17 protein-coding genes and 7 tRNA genes are annotated in these 19,409 nt (G+C 47.2%); 16 read left to right on the top strand and 8 right to left on the bottom strand.

Translation table 11 applies throughout. The features are described from left to right. Nucleotides 1-109: 109 nt before the first annotated feature. Together motB and motA are read right to left on the bottom strand one after the other, a co-directional pair. Nucleotides 110-868, bottom strand: a complete 759-nt coding sequence (motB, locus tag ACTTK6_RS07155) for a flagellar motor protein MotB (protein ID WP_079475176.1) — start codon at nucleotides 866-868, stop codon at nucleotides 110-112. Then, on the bottom strand, nucleotides 861-1,673 hold the full coding sequence (gene motA, locus ACTTK6_RS07150) for a flagellar motor stator protein MotA (protein ID WP_094909040.1): 813 nt from the start codon (nucleotides 1,671-1,673) through the stop codon (nucleotides 861-863). The genes motB and motA overlap by 8 nt, the downstream gene beginning before the upstream one ends. A 171-nt stretch (nucleotides 1,674-1,844) precedes the next feature. Between motA and ACTTK6_RS07145 the strand changes: the two genes are divergently transcribed. After that, nucleotides 1,845-2,669 carry a M15 family metallopeptidase gene (locus tag ACTTK6_RS07145; protein WP_233133493.1) on the top strand — a complete coding sequence of 275 codons (825 nt, stop codon included), beginning with the start codon at nucleotides 1,845-1,847 and terminating at the stop codon, nucleotides 2,667-2,669. 25 nt (nucleotides 2,670-2,694) lie between these two features. Here the strand turns inward: ACTTK6_RS07145 and prpB are convergent, their stop codons facing one another. From prpB to ACTTK6_RS07120, 5 genes are all read right to left on the bottom strand, one after another. Then, nucleotides 2,695-3,612: a methylisocitrate lyase gene (gene prpB / locus ACTTK6_RS07140; RefSeq protein WP_462833066.1), complete on the bottom strand. Its 918-nt coding sequence runs from the start codon at nucleotides 3,610-3,612 to the stop codon at nucleotides 2,695-2,697. A gap of 14 nt (nucleotides 3,613-3,626) precedes the next feature. Next, the gene (locus ACTTK6_RS07135; RefSeq protein ID WP_079475180.1) at nucleotides 3,627-5,054 is read right to left on the bottom strand and encodes a bifunctional 2-methylcitrate dehydratase/aconitate hydratase; all 1,428 of its coding nucleotides are present in this window, start codon (nucleotides 5,052-5,054) and stop codon (nucleotides 3,627-3,629) included. Between the two features lie 14 nt (nucleotides 5,055-5,068). Then, complete coding sequence (gene mmgD, locus ACTTK6_RS07130) at nucleotides 5,069-6,187, bottom strand: citrate synthase (RefSeq protein WP_462833065.1); 1,119 nt, start codon at nucleotides 6,185-6,187, stop codon at nucleotides 5,069-5,071. 115 nt (nucleotides 6,188-6,302) lie between these two features. Further along, nucleotides 6,303-6,959, bottom strand: a complete 657-nt coding sequence (locus tag ACTTK6_RS07125; protein ID WP_079475182.1) for a GntR family transcriptional regulator — start codon at nucleotides 6,957-6,959, stop codon at nucleotides 6,303-6,305. Between the two features lie 83 nt (nucleotides 6,960-7,042). Then, nucleotides 7,043-8,428 (bottom strand): MFS transporter, encoded by a 1,386-nt coding sequence (locus ACTTK6_RS07120; protein WP_462833064.1) that lies wholly within the window; start codon nucleotides 8,426-8,428, stop codon nucleotides 7,043-7,045. A 321-nt stretch (nucleotides 8,429-8,749) separates the two neighbouring features. On the opposite strand from ACTTK6_RS07120, the gene ACTTK6_RS07115 reads away from it, so the two are divergent. The 10 genes from ACTTK6_RS07115 to ACTTK6_RS07070 all read left to right on the top strand — a co-directional run bounded on the left by ACTTK6_RS07115 (nucleotide 8,750) and on the right by ACTTK6_RS07070 (nucleotide 13,216). Beyond that, nucleotides 8,750-9,532 (top strand): alpha/beta fold hydrolase, encoded by a 783-nt coding sequence (locus ACTTK6_RS07115; RefSeq protein WP_462833063.1) that lies wholly within the window; start codon nucleotides 8,750-8,752, stop codon nucleotides 9,530-9,532. Further along, nucleotides 9,525-11,117, top strand: a complete 1,593-nt coding sequence (locus ACTTK6_RS07110; RefSeq protein WP_462833062.1) for a Mur ligase family protein — start codon at nucleotides 9,525-9,527, stop codon at nucleotides 11,115-11,117. The genes ACTTK6_RS07115 and ACTTK6_RS07110 overlap by 8 nt, the downstream gene beginning before the upstream one ends. A 20-nt stretch (nucleotides 11,118-11,137) precedes the next feature. Then, nucleotides 11,138-12,349 (top strand): D-alanine--D-alanine ligase family protein, encoded by a 1,212-nt coding sequence (locus tag ACTTK6_RS07105; RefSeq protein WP_079475186.1) that lies wholly within the window; start codon nucleotides 11,138-11,140, stop codon nucleotides 12,347-12,349. Between the two features lie 165 nt (nucleotides 12,350-12,514). Further along, a tRNA-Glu gene (locus tag ACTTK6_RS07100) sits at nucleotides 12,515-12,589 on the top strand. A gap of 44 nt (nucleotides 12,590-12,633) precedes the next feature. Beyond that, nucleotides 12,634-12,709 (top strand) — tRNA-Thr (locus tag ACTTK6_RS07095). A 3-nt stretch (nucleotides 12,710-12,712) separates the two neighbouring features. After that, nucleotides 12,713-12,797: transfer RNA gene (locus tag ACTTK6_RS07090), tRNA-Tyr, on the top strand. Nucleotides 12,798-12,805: 8 nt separating this feature from the next. Then, nucleotides 12,806-12,881 (top strand) — tRNA-Lys (locus ACTTK6_RS07085). A gap of 24 nt (nucleotides 12,882-12,905) precedes the next feature. Next, a tRNA-Gly gene (locus ACTTK6_RS07080) sits at nucleotides 12,906-12,980 on the top strand. A gap of 61 nt (nucleotides 12,981-13,041) precedes the next feature. Continuing rightward, nucleotides 13,042-13,115 (top strand) — tRNA-Gly (locus tag ACTTK6_RS07075). Between the two features lie 25 nt (nucleotides 13,116-13,140). Beyond that, a tRNA-Ala gene (locus ACTTK6_RS07070) sits at nucleotides 13,141-13,216 on the top strand. Between the two features lie 129 nt (nucleotides 13,217-13,345). Here ACTTK6_RS07070 and ACTTK6_RS07065 read toward each other — a convergent pair. Further along, a complete protein-coding gene (locus ACTTK6_RS07065) occupies nucleotides 13,346-13,570 on the bottom strand; it encodes an aspartyl-phosphate phosphatase Spo0E family protein (RefSeq protein ID WP_462833061.1) in 225 nt (74 codons plus the stop codon). Nucleotides 13,571-13,802: 232 nt separating this feature from the next. Here ACTTK6_RS07065 and sigW point away from each other — a divergent pair, with 232 nt between their 5' ends. From sigW to glmM, 5 genes are all read left to right on the top strand, one after another. Further along, nucleotides 13,803-14,369 (top strand): RNA polymerase sigma factor SigW, encoded by a 567-nt coding sequence (sigW, locus tag ACTTK6_RS07060; RefSeq protein WP_079475188.1) that lies wholly within the window; start codon nucleotides 13,803-13,805, stop codon nucleotides 14,367-14,369. Nucleotides 14,370-14,384: 15 nt separating this feature from the next. Continuing rightward, nucleotides 14,385-15,026: an anti-sigma factor family protein gene (locus tag ACTTK6_RS07055; protein WP_079475189.1), complete on the top strand. Its 642-nt coding sequence runs from the start codon at nucleotides 14,385-14,387 to the stop codon at nucleotides 15,024-15,026. A gap of 186 nt (nucleotides 15,027-15,212) precedes the next feature. Further along, nucleotides 15,213-16,031, top strand: a complete 819-nt coding sequence (cdaA, locus tag ACTTK6_RS07050; protein WP_022794289.1) for a diadenylate cyclase CdaA — start codon at nucleotides 15,213-15,215, stop codon at nucleotides 16,029-16,031. Then, nucleotides 16,024-17,586, top strand: coding sequence for a CdaR family protein (locus ACTTK6_RS07045; protein ID WP_462833060.1), 1,563 nt, complete (start codon nucleotides 16,024-16,026; stop codon nucleotides 17,584-17,586). The genes cdaA and ACTTK6_RS07045 overlap by 8 nt, the downstream gene beginning before the upstream one ends. Before the next feature lie 46 nt (nucleotides 17,587-17,632). After that, on the top strand, nucleotides 17,633-18,979 hold the full coding sequence (glmM, locus tag ACTTK6_RS07040) for a phosphoglucosamine mutase (RefSeq protein ID WP_462833059.1): 1,347 nt from the start codon (nucleotides 17,633-17,635) through the stop codon (nucleotides 18,977-18,979). Nucleotides 18,980-19,409 lie beyond the last annotated feature (430 nt).

The following is a 19,409-nucleotide window of genomic DNA, read 5'->3' as shown; positions in this document are numbered from 1 at the left end:
CACCTCCATCTGTCGATCCTACTACGAATACGACGTGAGAGGTGCTTTTATCTGTCTCATTTATTTAGGTCACTTCAGGCAAGGGCAGCCAGTTTTCGTTTGAATTTTTTTATTCGGAGGACTCAGTTTGATTACGTGGAAGGATTAATACCTCTACACGCCTGTTTTGGGCCCGGCCTTCTGCAGTGTCATTCGAAGCAACCGGCTCAAACTCTCCAAACCCCTTGGCACTGAAATCTCTTGGATCTAGGTCGGGATTTTCGAGCACAATTTCCATGAAATGCACCGCTCTCATCACGCTGAGTTCCCAGTTTGTATTGAAGTCTGCATTTGCAATAGGAGTATCGTCCGTATGACCGCTGATAATAATATTGCGCGGGGGGTTTAGTACAAGCAATTCAGACATGTCCTCGGCCGTTTGAAGAGCTTCATCGCGTATTTCTGCTTCACCGACCTCGAATAAAATATTGTCCTTGATGGAAAGAAGCAGGCCGTCGTCGGAGAGCCGGGTCGTAAACTGGCCTTCAAGGCCGCGTTCATCAATAAATCCTTCGACCCTCTCCTGAAGCTCGGCAAGTTCGTTTTGATCTTCTGCTTCTTCGGTAACGGTGGGCGGGCTTTCATCAACGTTATCTTCGGCATTCAGCTCTTCGACAGAGCTTCCGGATTCATTAATGCCGCTTCCTCCAGTGAAAACAGAGTTAAACGATTCGGAGATTTGGTCAAATTTCCTGGCATCTACTTCGCTTGAGGCAAACAAAACAATAAAGAGGGCAAGCAGCAGGGTCAGCAGGTCTGCGTAGGGAAGAAGCCATGCTTCGCTGACATGCTCCTCCTCTTCTTTTTTCCGCTGCCGCCGCCTAGCCATTTTCGGTGCCTTCCTTCCACTCTGTTTCCTGGGCCGCTTCCATAATTTTTTCACGATCCTTTGCCGGAACATACATTAGAAGTTTTTGTTCAATCGTTTTTGGAGGCTGTCCTTCCTGAACCGATAATACGCCTTCGATCATGACACTGCGCACATGGATTTCATGCTTGGATTTACGCTTAAGTTTATTGGCAAAAGGGTGCCAGAGGACGTAGCCGGTGAAAATACCAAGAAGAGTGGCGACGAAGGCAGCACTGATCGCCTCTCCGAGTTTATCGATATCGGACATATCAGCTAGCGCCGCAATAAGGCCGACCACAGCGCCCAGAACGCCAAGTGTGGGAGCGTAGGTTCCTGCCTGGGTGAAAATGGACACCCCAGTTTGATGACGGGATTCGATTGCTTCAAGCTCTTCACTCATGATGTCACGGATGAAATCTGAGTTCTGGCCGTCCACAGCCATTGTCATACCATTACGAAGAAAGGGATCCTGGATGTCCTGAACGTCACCTTCGAGGGCCAAAAGACCTTCTTTTCTAGCGGTTTGGGCCCAGCTGGAGAACATAGGAACAAGCTGAGCGACACTCCATTCACTCTGATTTTTAAATAAAACGCCGAAAAGCTTCGGCACGTTTTTTAATTCGTCACCAGGGAAAGCAATCACTACGGTAGCAATCGTGCCTCCGAAAATAATTAATAAAGCGGCCGGGTTAAGCAAAGAAACGAGCTCCATCCCTTTAATGGCAATACCGCTCATAATAGCTGCAAAGGCTATAATAATACCAATGATTGATGCTTTATCCATACGTATCAATCCTTTATGTTTGATTCTACTGTTTATATCGGCACTCGGGATGCTAACATAAAGAAGGAAAGAAAAATCGTGAGGAAGTAAGGAATAATTAACTAGACGTGCAGTTTCATAAATACTAAAAGCATGAACGCTGTCCTAAACGGCAGGAGAGGGAGGCGCACAATGAAAAAATGGATGATCGCTGCTGGAACGCTGGGGCTGCTGGTCAGCGCAGGCTGTGCAAATAATGAGAGCGGGGAGAACGGAGCTGGTGGAAATGAGGAGTCCTCTTCAGGCTCCTCAGAGGAAAATACCGAAGAAAGTCAGGAAGATCCAGAAAACGGTTCAGAAGAAACGACAGATGCAAATAAAAATGACGGTCAGACAGAGCCAGGAGAGGCTCCGCCGGAGACGAGTGAAGAGGGGGATTTGAAGAACCCTTCGGCTATCGACGCATTAATCAACCGGGAGTATCACCTGCCTGCAGACTATGAACCAGAAAACTTAGTCATACCGGATGTAGCTTTCCCATTTGAGGGAGATCTTCAGAAAAAATACATGAGAGAGGAAGCGGCAGCGCAGCTTGAAAGCATGTTCGCAGAGGCTGAAGAGGAAGAAATTGAGCTTTCTGCTGTGTCGGGCTATCGTTCGTATGACCGGCAGGCAAGCATATTCGCAGCTAACGCGGAGGAAGACGGAGAAGAAGAAGCAAACAAATATAGTGCCAGAGCGGGGGAAAGTGAGCATCAGAGCGGCCTGGCGATGGATGTGAGTGCGTCCTCTGTCGGTTATTCGTTAACGACGGAACTTGGGGACACAGAAGAAGGAAAGTGGCTTGAGGAAAACGCCCATGAATACGGTTTTGTAGTTCGCTACCCAGAGGACAAAACGGAGATTACCGGCTACCAGTATGAACCGTGGCACGTGAGGTATGTGGGAGAAGACCTGGCTGAAAAGCTGCACGAAAATGATTTAGTAATGGAAGAGTATTACAGGGAAAACAAATAAAGCCCGGGCGCCCCGGGCTTTATTTTTAATCTTCATCGATTGTCGGTAGTTCTGTTTTTGCGATCTTTTCATCAAGAGCTTCGTAATCGTAATAAGAAATGGTCCGGTACAGCTCTTCGCGTGTCTGCATATCTTCGAGCATAGCCTTCTGGGTACCTTTATCGTGAATTTCCTGAAATACCCGTTCAACGGCTTTGGCGGCGGCCCGCATTGAGGTAACCGGATAAATGATCATATTAAATCCCCATGATTCAAACTGATCCGCGTGGTAATACGGGGTGCGGCCAAACTCGGTCATGTTCGCAAGCAGCGGTGTACCAGAGAGGCTGTTCCCGGCACGGCGGAAGTCCTCCTCTGTGGAAAGTGCTTCTGGGAAAATGCCGTCTGCGCCGGCTTCCCGGTAGAGTGCCGCCCGTTCCATAGCTGCTTCTATACCTTCTACGCCCTTGGCGTCGGTGCGGGCAATAACGGCGAGCGTAGGGGCGACTTCTTTAATAACTTTAATTTTCTGCACCATTTCTTCGGCGAGGACTAATTTTTTTCCGTTTAGATGGCCGCATTTCTTGGGGAGGTCCTGATCTTCAATCTGGACAGCGGCCACTCCGGCTTCGGTCATTTCCCTAGCGGTTCGCGCCACGTCAAGCACGCCGCCAAAGCCGGTATCGATATCAACAAGCAGAGGAAGCTTCGCTGCACGGACAATATCCCGGGCCCGTTCGGCAACCTCATGAGAATGAATAATACCAAGGTCCGGAAGCCCCCGGCTCGCTGTATAGGCAGCTCCGGATAAATATAAAATATCAAAGCCGGTGTTTCTGGCGAGGAGCGCAGACATGCTGTCGTGGACGCCTGGGATTTTCACCGCCGGTCTCTGCTGAATGCGGTCGTGAAATAATCGGGCGAGTTCTTTTTGGGAGACGGGTTCTTCGGTTAACCAGCTCAATGTATTTCCTCCTTTTAGTAAACCCAGGCTGACATAAAATGATGAACAGGAGTTTCTGCCAGCTGGGCATGATCAAGCATTTGTTCAAGAAGCAGGGACGCCTGCTTCGGTGGATAATGAGCATTCAAGTTCTGCCGGCATTTTTCGATAATCTGCGGCTTGGCCTCTTCCCGGCGGCGCTGATGGCCTAGCGGGTACTCGACTTCTACGGGATCCGTGCTTGTGCCGTCCATAAAGCGGACCTGCACCTGGTTGGGAATCGAGCGCTTGGATGGGTCCAGATAATCCTCGGTGTACTGTTTATTTTCTTTAACGATCATCTTGTTCCGGAGCTGATCAATGACAGGGTTTGCGGCAGCGGAATCTTCATAGTGATCAGCGTCAAGCCGGCCGAAGATCAAGCCGATGGCTGTCATATACTGAAGACAATGATCGCGATCCGCAGGGTTTTGCAGCGGGCCTGTTTTATCGATAATGCGAATGGCAGCTTCATGAGTAACAATATCGATGCGTTCAATATCCTGAAGCCGTGCTTTCACGTCTCCGTGCAGCTCGATGGCCGCTTCGACAGCGGTTTGGGCGTGAAATTCAGCCGGGAAAGAAACTTTAAATAAGACGTGTTCCATCACATAGGAATCCATTTTCGGCACAGAAAGCTCTTCCCCATTCATCATCACGTCCTGAAAGCCCCAGCCTTTCGCAGAAAGAGCTGTAGCATAGCCCATTTCTCCCCGGACAGCCATTAAAGCAAGGCGGACGCCGCGGCTGGTAGCGTCGCCAGCAGCCCAGGATTTACGGGAGCCGGCATTTGGGTAGTGACGGTAGGTACGGAGACTCGAGTTGTCCACCCAGGCGTTGGAAACCGCGTTGATCATTTCCTGCCTGCTTCCACCGAGCATATGGGTCACTACCGCTGTTGTAGCCACTTTTACAAGAAGCACGTGATCGAGCCCCACCCGGTTAAAACTGTGATTTAAAGCGATGGATCCTTGAATTTCATGGGCTTTGACCATAGCAGTTAACACGTCGTACATCGTTAAAGGTTTTCTTCCTTCCGCCACGCGCTGCCGGCTTAGATAGTCAGCGGTCGCAAGAATGCCCCCGAGATTATCAGAAGGGTGCCCCCATTCTTTGGCAAGCCAGGTATCATTATAATCGAGCCAGCGGATCGCGCATCCGATATTGAAAGCAGCGTGCACAGGGTCGAGCTCGAACTGGGTGCCAGGCATGCGTGCGCCGTTTGGAACGACTGTGCCCGGGACGATCGGCCCCAGGTGCTTGGTGCACTCCGGATACCGTAAAGCGAGAATGCCAGCCCCTAACGTATCCATTAATACATAGCGGGCGGTCTCATACGCCTCGTCGCTTGAAATGTCATGGCCATATACATAGTCTGCAATGTCGGTCAGTAAAGCATCTGTCTGCTGCATCGTTTGATTCATTCTTATTTCCTCCTCTAGGTTAACGTAATACCTCGTGGGCCGGTGTAGTCGACCCGGGGGCGGAATAACCGGTTATTGCTGTGTTGTTCGATTACATGAGCTCCGAGTCCGGCGGCCCGCGATGCAAAAAAGATAGGCGTATACAGATCGATCGGGATACCGAGCAGATAATACACCGGCGCTGCGTAGTAGTCGAGGTTCGGATGCAGTCCTTTCTCTTCTGCAATCAGCTCTTCCCCGCGCACGCACATGTCATACAGGTCCATGCGATCCTGCTTTTCTGCGAGTCGGTGCAGCGATTTTTTCATCAGCTGGGCACGCGGGTCCATCTTTTTCATATACACCCGGTGGCCAAAACCCATGATTCTTTCTTTGTTGGCCAGCTTTTCCTGGAAGAGCCGCTCAACTCCGTCCGGAGTGCCGGCTTCCAGCAGCAGATGCATAACAGCTTCATTGGCGCCCCCGTGCAGCGGTCCTTTCAGAGAAGCCACTGCGCCCGTAAAGGCACCATACATATCGGCCTGCGTGGAGGCAATCACCCGGGCTGCAAAGGTAGAGTTTGGCATTTCATGCTCAATATAAGCCACAAGCGACTGATCAAACACCTCTGTTTCCAGAACGCCAGGTTTTTTCCCGGTGAGCATATAGAGCATGTTAGCGCTAAAGGACATTGAAGGGTCCGGGGAAACCAGTGATTCGTTTTGCTGCGTACGGTAGCTGCCGGCCATAATAGCCGGTATCGCTCCTAGCAGATTGACTGCTTTCTTCTGGTTGGCTTCCGCCGAAAGGTCATGCATGTTTGTTTCCGAACCGGCAAGCAGAGAGATACCTGTACGGAGCATATCCATCGCACTCATCGAAGCAGGAAACAACGAAAAGGAAGTAGTCAGGACTTCCGGCAGCTCCAGTTGTTGGTAAAGACGATGATGAAACGATTCCTTCTCAGCAGCGTCCGGAAGGGAGCCGTAAAGAAGCAGATAAGCAACGTCTAAAAAGTGTCGATTTTCCGCTAATTCGATAAGATCGTATCCGCGTATAACAATTTGCTCCTGCTCGACATCAAGGTAGGAAATCGATGTTTCGGCAGCAATGATTCCTTCAAGGCCAGGACTGTACTCTTTTTTTGCAGACATGCTGATGCCTCCTTTATTTTTAAAGCGTTTTCAAAAACGGTTAAAAATATAAGTTCTTTCTTTGTATAATTGTATACATTTTTTTGGGAAAAGGCAAAACCCTTTTACTGGTACGCTAGAAAGAAGAGATATGAAGCTCGAGGGTTTCCTTTGTTGACGCCAGGCTCCGGCGGATATGGGCACGCATGTAATGCTCGGCTGCTGGTCCGTCTTTACGTTCGATAGCGGATAGAATTTTTTCGTGCTCAGATAACGGGGTGGCGATCGTATAATCAGGGTGCCGGTAGCCACTAAGGCGGCGGTATCTTTCGAGCCGGGTGTTCAACTGGTTTAAAAATTGGACGGCTGTAGGGGAGGCATGCTCATACAATAAATGATGAAAGCGGCTGCCATACGTAATGGAAGTAAACCGTTCACCTGCTTCAGCCATGTGCAAAAGGGCCTCTTTCATCTCCGCTGTCGCTTCAGGTGAGGCCCGCACTGCTGCTTCTTTAGCGACAAGCCCCTCGAGCGCTTCCCGTACAGTAAAAATATCGACGGCTTCTTCGATACTGAGTTTCTGGACCTCCATGCGGCCGTTTGCTTTCTTTACAATCAGTCCTTCGAGCTCGAGACGGTAAAGCGCCTGGCGAAGCGGTGTGCGGCTTACTGCGATTTCTTCGGTCAGCTGTTCTTCACGAAGCGCCTGCCCCGGGAAATAATGAAATTCAATAATACTTTGTTTTAAAGCTTCATAGGCTAAATCGCTTACGGATACCCGGCGTCTCTGCATAAACCATCACTCCTTTTAGTTTAATTTTATTTATTATAGCAAAAAAGAGACCGGCACCGGGCCGGCCTCTTAATCCAGGATTCCTAATTTCTGCCCGCCCTGGGGGCTACCTGAAAGGAACGGAAAGTGTATGTGAACATTGCAAGGGCAAAAAGAGAAATCAATGTCAGGGCGAGGTAAACGTTAGAATAAATAGCACTACTGCCCCCGGAAGCAAAAGGGTTCAATGAACTGGTCACGCCCTGAATTTCGAGCACAGCTCCAAAGATTGCGCTGCTGAAAGCCCCCGCCATAAAGTTCATCAAATTGAACATGCCAATTCCAACACCTGTTTCATTTTCTTCAAGGACGGAGGACAGAATATTAGCGGTGGAGCTTTGGATAAGAGGGAAACCTATATAGGCAATGACCAGAACAACAGAGACAGCTACTGCGGAAACACCGGCAAAGCCGGAAAGCAGCACTGTGCCAAAAGCAATGAAAGCCAGAGCGGCGATAACGACTACTTTCGGGCCGTGACGGTCCGCAAGATCTCCGCCAGCGCGTCCGAGAAAGCCGGCAAGGATTGCTCCAGGAAAGATAACGAGCCCGATCTGAGTAGTAGAAAGTTCATATAATTCCCTTATCATCAATGGAATGATAAACAAAAGCCCGAACATGCTGCAGACGCCGAGGAAGCTCGTTAAAATGGTGACGGTATAATATTTGTTTTTCAAAAGGGACGGACGGATAAACGGGTCGTCCGCCTTTGCAGTCCGAAAAGCAAAAACAGCCATAAAGACGATGAATGCAAGTAGAAAAATCCATTGAAGAGTAGTAACGAACAATAAGATCCCGGCGATTGCTGCTCCGAAGAGCGCAGCGCCTAAATAATCGATAAACCCGGAACGTTTTTCTTCATTCGGCAGCCATTTTCTAAGAAATGGCAGGGCTAAAAGCGATAGGATAGAAAATAAAAACAGATAACGCCAACTGAGCCAACCGCCGAGCAGCCCGCCGACAATAGGCCCGACGCCCGAAGCGAAGGCGACTGTTGAAGAAATTAATCCAAAGACGCGGCCTTTATCCTCCGGGAAAAACCGGGCCGGTATTACAAAACCGAGCGCTGGAATTGTGGCTCCGCCTGCTGCTTGGAGCACCCGGGCAACAAGAAGCATGGCAAAGCTTTGAGAAAAAAGGCCAAGTGTTGCGCCTGCGGCAAACAGGATGATCCCAAAAGTGAGCAGGGATTTAATAGAATAAAAATCTGCTAATTTTCCATACATCAACGCTCCAATAGCGTAAACCATAATGTACGAGGTAAGTACCCAACTGACCTGGGAGGCGGGGATGCCGAAATAAGACTGGATATCCGGAATCGCCACGTTAAACATAGTGCCGTTCATTACTGCTATAGTTAAAATCAAAGCCACTAGAAAGATCAGTTTCTTTTTTTGAGACTGGCCGACGTGTACGGACTCATTTGTCATAAAAATTCACGCTTTCTATTATTAGTTTCAGGGAAATTAGTTTTGAATGGAACTATCATATATTAACTGAAACAAAACCCGGAAACAAATATAATGAATGAAGTGTTCAGGCGCTTTGAAGAATCATAAAGTCGTCATTCTCGTCTTTAAGATTATGTGATAATATAAAGTGGTGGATTTGTGTATATGAAAAAACAATGGGAAGCATGTCTCAGCTTATATTTTTACTGTGTTATAGAGAGTTATTACATAGGGAAGAGCTATATATGGTACTTCTGCAGCGCGCAGAATATAGAAAAATTAGAATAGGAGAGTCACGCTGTGTATATAGATATAGATGGGGTTAACGTGAACTACCATGTGTCCGGCGAAGGAGAAGATGTGGTCCTGCTGCATGGATGGGGCGCAAACATTCAAGCATTTGCCCCGGTGCATCAATCACTGGAAAAAAATTTTCGGGTCTGGTCGATTGATTTTCCGGGTTTTGGCCAGAGCGGAGAGCCTCCCGAATCCTGGACAGTTGGTGATTATACCGAAATGTTAAAAAAATGGCTGCAAAAAACCGGCATAGACAACCCGATTCTTATCGGGCACTCATTCGGCGGCCGGGTGTCGATTAAGTACGCCGCAGACAACCCGGTGAAAAAGATTATTTTAGTAGACAGCGCGGGTGTGAAGCCAAAACGAAAGCTGAAATATTATGTGAAAGTATATACCTATAAAACCTTTAAGAAGCTGCTAAAGCTTCCGGGGTTAAAGAAACGTGAACAGGAAATTCTCGACAAAGTTAAAGGCTGGGTCGGTTCGGCAGATTATCAAAACGTCTCCGGAGTAATGCAGCAGACGATGGTGAAGGTAGTTAATGAAGATCTGCAGCACCATTTTGAGCACGTTACGCCTCCGGTGCTGCTCGTGTGGGGAGAAAATGACGAGGCAACGCCTGTATCAGACGCCAGGATCATGGAACAAAAGATGCCGAACGCGGGCCTGGTCGTGTTGCGCGGGGCCGGTCATTATTCATACATTGACAACCTAAACGAATTTTTAATCATTATTGATCACTTTTTAAGAAATGAAGAGCAGGAGGCCGCACAGCATGATTAACACCATATTAGCGATTTTGTATTTGGCGGCTTGGGCGTTTTACACTGTGCGCTTTACGAAACGAAGCACACATATGCTTCAGCAGAACTCCTACAAAAATGAACGTTTTTGGGGATGGATTAAAAGCCATATGTCGAGGGCCTTCCCGATCCGGAACACTATCGGCCTTGCAGCCGTAGTGCCGTTTCTTTTCGGAGCAGAAGCGTTAGGACTGATTATTGGCTTTCTTTATTTTCTGTTTATGGCATTGACGATGCCGCAGCTGAAAGAGAAAAAGGCGCTGGTCATCACGGCCCGAGTAAAGCGGCTGTTTATTACGATCGGGGTCCTTTTTGCGCTATTTACTATTATTGGGCTGCTGCTCGGTAACACCGCTCTGTTTTATACTTATGGATGGCTCGTATTTTTAACAGTTATTGCGACGATTCTTACGTATTTCATAACGATGGCCGCGAACTATATTAACTATCCGATGGAACGAAAAATCAGTCAGCATTACGTCAATGATGCAGAACGAATTATTAAATCGATGCCGGACCTTGAAGTGATAGGCATTACAGGAAGCTACGGGAAGACAAGCACTAAGCACATGCTTGAAACGGTTCTTTCCTCAGAATTTAATACGCTGATGACCCCGGAAAGCTACAACACGCCGATGGGAGTGACAAAAACGATCCGGACGATGCTCAGGCCTTATCACGAAATTTTTATTGCTGAGATGGGCGCGAAAAGGCCGGGAGACATTGAAGAAATCTGCGATATTGTGCACCAGAGGTATGGTGTTTTGACTGCGGTAGGAGAGCAGCACTTAGAAACATTCAAAACGCTCGATAATATTAAAAAAACCAAATTTGAAATTGTTGAAACACTTCCGCAGGAAGGTACTGCTTTTGTAAATAAAGACGATGAAAATATTATGAGCTATGAGCAGCAGAACCAGTGCCGGACAATTTACTACGGCATCGATGCCGAAGATCTGCATTACCGGGCAAAAAATATTGGTTACTCTTCTAAAGGGACATCATTTACCGTGGTTAAATATGACGGAACTACCGCAGAAATCCAGACCAGGCTGCTTGGCCGCCACAACATTTATAATATTTTAGCTGCCGTAGCCATAGGCTCAGAGAAGGGCATCTCGTTTGAAAAAATAGCGAGGGCGCTGCGGAAAGCACAGCCGGTGGAACACCGCCTGGAGCTGAAAAAAACGAATGGAAACATTACGATTGTGGACGACAGCTTTAACTCCAATCCGGTTGGCTCCAGGATGGCTATGGAAGTATTAAGCCATATGCCGGAATATAAAATTGCCATAACGCCTGGAATGATTGAGCTTGGCGAAAAAGAGTACGAATTGAATAAAGCGTTGGGTACGTATATGGCGGATGCATGTGATTTCATTATACTGGTAGGGAAAAAACAGACCGTGCCGCTTCAGGATGGGCTAAAAGAAAAAAATTATCCGGAATCGCAGCTGTATGTTGCTTCCGACCTGCAGGACGCCCTGGCTAAAATGAATGAAATTGCGACGCAGCCATCCGTGGTGCTACTTGAAAATGACCTTCCGGATTCATTCAACGAGTAAAGACATAGGGAGCGGATAGTATGAAGACAAGAATAGGAGTATTTTTCGGTGGTATTTCTGTCGAACATGAGGTTTCTGTCATTTCAGCTGTACAGGCCATGGAATCGATGGACGAAGACCGGTATGAAATTGTCCCGATTTATATAAGCAAAGAACGCAAATGGTACACCGGAGATGTCTTACGGGACATTGAAGCCTATAAAGATATGACAAAATTGTTGAACGAGGCTCAGCAGGTGTTGATTACGTACGGGGAAGAAGACAACGTGGTGCTCCAGAAAAAACCTGCGCCTAAGTTCGGGAAAAAAGAAGTAGCTGCAATTGATGTTGCTTTTCCAATTGTGCATGGAACGTTCGGCGAAGATGGGGCGCTTCAGGGATTGTTCGAATTATACGGCCTGCCTTACGTCGGCTGTGATGTAGCTTCTTCGGCAGTAGGGATGGACAAAGTAATGATGAAACAAATATTAAGAGACTCCCGCCTGCCGGTATTAAACGACGTTTGGTTCTACAGCAACCACTGGGCAGAGGATACTGAAAGCGTCATTGCCATGATTGAAGAAAGTGTTCCGTATCCGGTAATCGTAAAGCCGGCAAACTTAGGTTCAAGCGTCGGTATCAGTACGGCAAAAAATCGTGAGGAACTGGAACAGGCGGTCGAGGAGGCCACCGAATTTGCAGGGAAGATTCTTGTGGAAAAAATGCTTGAAGGCATGACCGAGGTGAACTGCTCTGTTGTAGGGGATTACGAGGATGTTGAAGCTTCAGTAATTGAAAAGGTACTTAAAACAGACGAAATACTGAGCTACAAAGATAAATATCAGGGCGGCAAAAACGGAAGCTCGTCCAAAGGAATGGAAGCAACGGACCGGGAGATTCCGGCACCTATCACAGAGGAAAAAGCCGGAGAGGTAAGGGAGCTGGCTAAAGACACCTTCCAGATTTTGGGATGCAGCGGCGTTTCCCGGATTGATTTCTTGATTGAAGACAACACCGGCACGGTATTCGTTAATGAAATCAATACGATTCCAGGTTCACTTTCTTTCTATCTATGGGACCCGGCTGGAAAAAGCTACAGCGAACTGATTCACCAATTGATTCAATTAGCATTAAAACGAAAGCGGGAGAGAGAGCGACTGACTTTCTCAATCGATTCCAACCTGTTTTCCCTACAAAGCGGTCAGGGAAGCAAAGGCGGCACAAAAACAGGGGCATCATCAAATCGCCAATAAGTGTTCAGCCGGCCTGGTATTATAGGGCCGGTTTTTTATATGAAATAGAGGTAGCAGAGGGAAATATCAAACTTTTTTGAATATAGTAATTTGGTTGCAAGAAAGGAAAAAATGCTTTAAAATACTTTACTGTAGCAATTAAAGATAAAACTCACTGCAGCTTACGGCCCGTTGGTCAAGTGGTTAAGACACCGCCCTTTCACGGCGGTAACACGGGTTCGAATCCCGTACGGGTCACCATACATAAAGCTGTTTTCACCTATAGGTATAAGAGTTTTCCACACGCCGGTCTAGCTCAATTGGTAGAGCAACTGACTTGTAATCAGTAGGTTGGGGGTTCAAGTCCTCTGGCCGGCACCACGTGGAGGGGTAGCGAAGTTGGCCAAACGCGGCGGACTGTAAATCCGCTCCTTCGGGTTCGGCGGTTCGAATCCGTCCCCCTCCACCATTTAATACGAGCCATTAGCTCAGTTGGTAGAGCATCTGACTTTTAATCAGAGGGTCGGAGGTTCGAATCCTCCATGGCTCACCATTATCATTATCCTGGTTTGGAACTGCGGAAGTAGTTCAGTGGTAGAACACCACCTTGCCAAGGTGGGGGTCGCGGGTTCGAATCCCGTCTTCCGCTCCATTATTTGACGAGCCGGGCAAGCAATGATAGTATTGGAAACATTGATTTGTATATAGATTGTGCGGGTGTAGTTTAGTGGTAAAACCTCAGCCTTCCAAGCTGATGTCGTGGGTTCGATTCCCATCACCCGCTCCATTTTTAATATTTTAAACATACGCAGGGGGCCTTAGCTCAGCTGGGAGAGCGCCTGCTTTGCACGCAGGAGGTCAGCGGTTCGATCCCGCTAGGCTCCACCAAACAAGATGCACATGTTCAGCCTGCCGGGCTGATTTTTTTATGTCTATTTTAAGGCTTTTTATCCTCTGGGGATGAATGTCCAGAAGAATCATGGTAGAATACGCGGGCATAGAAAAACTCTTATGCATTTACGAAGAGTGCATAAGAGTTCCACGGGACATAAGCTCATATTTATTTAAAAGAACATCCAACTCTTTACTTAAAGCCAAAACATCATCAGAGATCAGGGAAGCCGTATGGCCGGAAGTCAGTTGATGGAGTCTGTCTCTCGTTTGTTCTATCTCCTGCCGTAAATATTGTTGAGACAAACGTTCTTCACCTCCTGTTTGGTTAATGTTTACATTATTACCCATTTTAACGCATTTTCAAAGGTATTTATGCCAAATTTTCCAAAATGTGACTATGGTTCTAGAGGGTGCATAAATAGTAATATGGGTAAAGATTGAAGGTGAAAACCGTGTTACAATTGATTGGATTGAAAATATTACCAGTTAAAGTGAGTCATGCCAAATCAAGCTGTTAAATAAATGAAACGAAAAAGATTCATTGAACGTATGTATAGTCCCACGAGGTGGAGGTCGCCAAATGGATGCAACGGTAAAACGGCTAGTGAAAGAAGTAAAAAAAGATGGTGATCAGGACGCTTTCCGGGAATTGGTTGATTTATATAAGGATAAGGTATATCAAATCGCCTATCGGATGGTCGGTAATGCCTACGAAGCGCAGGATATGGCCCAGGAGGCTTTTTTAAGAGCATATGCCAATATTGAAAGCTATGATGAAAAACGAAAGTTTTCCACCTGGCTTTTCCGTATTACGACAAACCTTTGTATTGACCGTCTCCGTAAGAAAAAGCCAGACTATTCCCTGGACGCAGAAATACCCGGGGCGGAAGGACTTGATGGATATTCCCAGCTTTCTTCACCGGACAAACTGCCCGATGAGCAGGTAGTGACGATGGAAATGCAGGAATGGGTGCAAGAAGGAATATTGAAGCTGCCTCCTAAATACCGGACAGCTATTGTCCTGCGTTATATCGAAGACCTTTCGATACAGGAAATCAGCGACATACTGGAACTTCCGGAAAATACGGTGAAAACGCACGTGCACAGGGGGCGTGAAGCTTTAAGAAAGCATTTGGGAAACACGTGAACAGGGGGTGGGACCATGGCGTTAAAGGAACAGGAGGAAAAGTACATCCAACGCTACATCGACGGTGATATGGATGAACATGAAAAAGAAGAGTTCCGTTCGTATATAAAAGAAAATCCTGAATGTGCGCACCGGCTCCAGGAACTTAAGCGTACAGTAACAATGGTCCAGGGAACGTCGCACGTCTGGGCCCCGGAAACGTTTACTGACAGCATTATGAAAGAACTGCCGAAAAAAAGAAAACGGACAGCCTGGAAATCATGGTCCAGGCAGCACCCAGTGCTGGTGGCAGTTTCTATGTTTATTGTGCTGATGGCTTCAAGCGTGCTGTTTGCCTGGAACGACCAGTCAGGAGCGGAAATGACGGTTACCGGGGACCAGGCGAATGTAAATATTGATTACGACAACAACGCTGTAATCATTCCGGAGAATGAAATAGTTCAGGGAGACTTAACCGTTCGAAATGGGGAAGTTGATGTACATGGGAAAGTAAATGGCGATCTTACGGTAATCAATGGGGATCCTTACATGGCTTCGGCCGGAAGCGTTTCCGGAGATATTGAGGAAGTGGACCAGGTGCTCGAATGGATTTGGTACCATACAAAGCGAATAAGCCAGGAAGCCTGGCATATGGATGATGAAAAAGAGGCGGCATAATACAGTCCTTTATAAACAGCAGCAGGCTTTAAGCAGAGCGTGCTGCTATTTGTCTATTATTTCAACAAAAATTGTATAAGAAAATTTGCCTGAAATCCGAATAAAGCACGCAGTGATATAGAAGTGATTGTGATATAATATAACCGTTACTTTGCTTACGGGATAGAACCAATTGGAGGAAGTGCCATGTTTGCTGGACAAGATTTCGATTTACTTAACATCATACGAATTGTCGTAGACATATCGCTGGTGGCGTATGTCATTTACAAAGCGATCACGATTATCCGGGGCACTCGGGCCGTCCAGCTGGTAAAAGGCATTGCTGTTATTCTGGCTGTTTGGTTTATAAGCAGTTTTTTTGGTCTGCGGACGCTTCAATGGATTATGGGGAATTCGGTTACATATGGACTGCTTGCAATTATTATCATTTTTCAGCCGGAACTACGGCGGGCCCTTGAGCAGCTTGGAAGGGGAAGGCTCTTTGGGCGTGCTTCTTACGTAGAAGAAGATGAAACGTTAAAAACTATTGACGCCATTATGAAATCAACAAAATATATGGCAAAGCGGCGCATCGGGGCGCTGATTTCCATCGAACGCGAAACAGGGATGAACGATTATATTGAGACCGGCATTTCTATGGACGCAAACATTACCTCGGAGCTGCTTATTAATACTTTTATTCCAAACACCCCGCTTCATGACGGCGCAGTGGTGATGAGGGAAAACAAAATAGCCGCCGCCGCCTGCTACCTCCCTTTGTCAGAAAATCCTTTTATTTCAAAGGAACTGGGTACAAGGCACCGCGCCGCTCTCGGGGTGAGCGAAGTGACAGACGCTCTTACGCTGGCGGTATCAGAAGAAACTGGGAGCATTTCTATTACAAAAAATGGAGACCTTCACCGTGATGTTGATGAAGAGACTCTCCGTAAAATGCTTGAAAAAGATTTGATGGCAGAAAATAATTCATCAAGTATCTGGCAGTGGGGAGGGAAAAAAGATGGATAAACTTTTTGCAAACAAGTGGTTTGTCCGCTTTATCTCTCTTGCCTTTGCCGTCATGCTTTACTTAATCGTTAATATGGACCCTACGGTAAATAATGCCGGCGTCGTGCCGGATGGGGAAGACCAGACATATACAATTGAAGATGTGGAGATTACACCGGAATATAATCAGGAAGAGTACGCTATTACAAGTATGACAGAAGATGCGGATGTTACGCTGGCTGGTTCCCAGACGGCTATCATGCTGTTTCGTCTTTCCCGGTCGGACAACTATGAGCTGTACCTGGATATGCAGGATTTAGGCGCAGGTACTCATAACATTCAGGTGAGCCACCGTGATTTCCCGACGGATCTGGAAGTAACTCCTTCTCCGGAGTACGCCACGGTGACACTTGAAGAAAAGGAAGAAACAACATTTCCGCTCGAAACCCAGATTTTGAATGAAGAACAAAACGAAGAATTTTCTTTTGGGAACCCCACCGTCAGCCCGGAGGAAGTAACGGTAAGCGGAGCTGACACTATTATCGACCAAATTGACCGGGTGGTCGCCCAGGTGGATGTTTCGGAAGCAGATGGGGATATTAACGGAACTTTCCCAATAGCGGCATTGGATGCCGAAGGCAATGAGCTGGATGTGAATATCGAACCGCAGGAAGCATCAGTGGAATTGTCTGCTGATGCTCCTTCAAAAGCAGTGCCGGTGAACGTAGAGCAAACGGGGAGTTTAAATGCGGGCACAGCGATCAGTGAAGTTATCGCTTCCAGTGAAGAAGTGACCATATATGGCAGTGAAAGAGCGGTGCAGAATACAGAAAGCATCGATGCCGCTCTCAATTTAAATGAAGTCACTGAGAGCGGAACATATGAATTAAATCTCCAATTGCCTGACGGTATTCAGCGAACAAACCCCGAAAGCTTAAGTGCTTCTGTAACGATACAGGGCGAAGAGCAGACTACGCTTGAGAACGTGCCTATATCTATCGTGAACTTGCCTTCAGGCTCTTCCACCAGCTGGGTGAATCCTTCATCCGGAGAAATGGATGTACAAATATACGGTGGAGCCGGCGCTCTTGAGGGTGTCAGCGCGGAAGATATTACATTAGAAGCGCTCTGGAGCGACAGTGGCTCTTCAAATGAAGAATCCTACATTCTTCCTGTGGAAGCGAGCGGCCCAGAAGGGGTACAGATTTCTCCAACCAGAGAAAATGTGGAAGTGACGCTCCAGCAGGGAGAAAGCAGAGAAACAACAGAAGAAGGAACGGAAGAAGAAACAGAACCGGAAAGTGAAGTTCCGGAAGAGCAGCAAAATGAAAATACAGAAGAACCGGAAGACTCTGGCCAAAATGACGGAGAAGGAGATTCTTCTAATCAGAATGGTTCCACAGAAAGTGAAGAAGACGGGACTGGCTCAGGCGAAGAGGAGAATGACACAGAAACAGCCCCGCCAGCAGACACTGGAGATACTGAAGAAAATGGCTCCGGGGGCGCCGAAGATGCTCCTGCAGAAAACGAAGAAGTTCCAGCGGAAGAAAATAGCGAAACGAATAATGAACAGTAGTAAAAGCCATCAAGGAATTGTGTAAGAACAAAGGAGAGGTTTAACCATGGGGAAATATTTTGGTACAGATGGAGTCAGGGGTGTCGCCAATACGGAACTGACGCCGGAATTTGCTTTCCGGCTAGGGCGTGCGGGCGGCTATTTGTTAACAAAGGATCACGAACATCCAAAAGTATTAATAGGCAAGGATACACGCATCAGTGGGGAAATGCTTGAAGGGGCCATGGTCGCCGGACTTCTTTCCATTGGGGTTGAAGTAATGCGTCTTGGGACGATTACTACGCCGGGAGTGGCTTATTTAACCAAGGCAGTCAGTGCACAGGCAGGGATTATGATTTCCGCTTCGCATAACCCGGTAGCGGACAACGGCATCAAATTTTTTGGTGCGGATGGATTTAAGCTAAATGACGAGCAGGAAGCTGAAATTGAGGGTCACCTCGAGGGAGATGACCAAATGCCGCGTCCGGTAGGCGGCCAGCTTGGAAGTGTTAATGATTATTTTGAAGGCCGCCAGAAGTACCTTCAGTTTTTAAAGAATACAGTCAGCGAAGATTTCTCAGGCCTTCATATTGCCCTTGATTGTGCAAACGGAGCAGCCTCCTCGTTAGCACCGCATTTGATGGCAGACCTTGAGGCAGATATTTCTACTATCGGAAACAATCCGGACGGCATAAATATTAACGAAGGTGTCGGGTCGACACATCCGGAAGCCCTGGCTGCCTTTGTCGTTGAAAAAGGAGCAGACCTCGGCCTCGCCTTTGACGGCGATGCGGATCGACTGATTGCTGTAGATGAAAACGGAAATATCGTTGATGGAGACCAGATTATGTACATCTGTGGAAAGCATCTAAAGCAGGAGCTGATGCTGAATAAAAACACAGTAGTAACGACCATTATGAGTAATATAGGCCTGCACAAAGCATTGAAGGAAATTGACGTTGAAACTGTACAGACGAAGGTAGGCGACCGCCACGTCATGGAAGAAATGCGGGCAAACGGCTACAGCCTGGGCGGAGAGCAATCCGGGCATCTGATTTTCCTTGATTTAACCACTACCGGGGACGGGATGTTAAGCGCCCTGCAGCTGGTGGATATGATAAAAAAATCAGGCAAAAAACTATCGGAACTTGCTGCTGAAATGCCGACGTTTCCACAAAAACTGGTCAATGTTCGTGTAACAGATAAACACCAGGTGGAAAATAATCCGAAGGTCAAAGAAGTAATAGACCGGATCGAAGCGGAAACAGGGGATAAAGGAAGAATCCTTGTACGTCCTTCCGGCACCGAGCCGCTCGTCCGCGTGATGGCAGAGGCGGAAACAGAAGAGATGTGCAACAATTACGTAACAGAAATTGCCGATGTAGTTCAGGCAGAATTGGGCCTGGATAAATAAGTAAAGAAAGCCGGGCGGCTAAGCCCGGCTTTCTTTATGTTTAAAATACAATAATTTCGGTAACGTGCAACTGGTGCGTAACTTTTTTAGGCAGATTGCGACTAACAGTAGGTGTTTCTTAAAAATAGGAAGCATACATATTTGCATGAAAAAATTTCACAATTTCACAATTGATTACAATGCGTATATAGAGTATCATTGTGTATAAATCTGGTGAAGAAAGGAGCAGGAGAAAAGTTTCATTATTGAAAGCGCTAGGACTGTTTTGGAGCGAAAACAAAACAGTTGACGAGGTGGGGGTTTATCGAGCAATCGGCGGATGCCTCCCGGCTGCATGTCTCAGCTGAAAGTGCTGGCTTAAATCATGAAGGCGACTTTGTGGCTAAAGGCCAGGACACAGGCATAAAAGCAGTACTGTTAGACAAATATA

The organism is Marinococcus salis, from assembly GCF_054971365.1.
Note: the sequence above shows the minus strand (reverse complement) of the source record. Positions and strands in the feature narration are given on the sequence as shown.